Genomic DNA, 686 nt, shown 5'->3' on the forward strand with positions numbered 1-686 from the left:
AAGCTCGTCATCTTTTTTTAAAGTGACCTTCATCTGCTTTAAAGCTGCCCATACTGAAGGGACAGCACAATCAAAATGGCCGCAATTTCCCGTAAAAAAGCATCTGGATAAGCCTCTACAAAGGATTTCAATTCCTCTAATACTATCCTAAAATCAAAAAACATCTTATAATAGTAGTTATGAAACTTACAAACGAAGAAACACAAAAAATTGAACAACTCCTAAGAGATTCATCGTACGCCAAATATCATAAACGTCTACAGATTATTTATTTTCGCTCAAAAGAAAAGAGTTATAAGGAAATCATGGATCTGCTAGATTGCAATAAAACAACTGTTTGGAGGAATTTGAAAAAATATAAGGAGTTTGGTTTAGAAGCGCTTCTTCAAGAGACCCGTGGTGGACGTCATAGAGAATATATGACTTACGAAGAAGAACAAGCATTTCTAAAACGTCATATAGAAGCTGCTCAGGCTGGGGAATTTGTAACTGTCAATCAGTTATTTGAAGCCTATCAAAAAGAGATTGGTCGCACTTCCCACACGTGATGGTTTCTATTATCTCCTGAAACGACATGGTTGGCGAACGGTCACTCCTCGACCTGAGCATCCCAAGAAGGCAGACGCTCAGACAATTGAGACGTCTAAAAATAAAATCTACATTCGAGACCTTGAGTAAGCGCTTTA

Annotated in this window: 2 pseudogenes; one reads left to right on the forward strand and one right to left on the reverse strand. The window is 37.8% G+C overall.

Features of this window, described 5'->3' with window-relative positions:
- Window positions 1-149 (reverse strand): annotated as a pseudogene (locus HT703_RS11010) (IS630 transposase-related protein); the annotation flags it as partial.
- A gap of 30 nt (window positions 150-179) precedes the next feature.
- Here HT703_RS11010 and HT703_RS11015 point away from each other — a divergent pair.
- A pseudogene (locus HT703_RS11015) lies at window positions 180-669 on the forward strand (helix-turn-helix domain-containing protein); the annotation flags it as partial.
- Window positions 670-686 lie beyond the last annotated feature (17 nt).

The organism is Streptococcus sp. 3874, from assembly GCF_013276425.1.
In the GTDB taxonomy this organism is placed as follows: domain Bacteria; phylum Bacillota; class Bacilli; order Lactobacillales; family Streptococcaceae; genus Streptococcus; species Streptococcus pseudopneumoniae.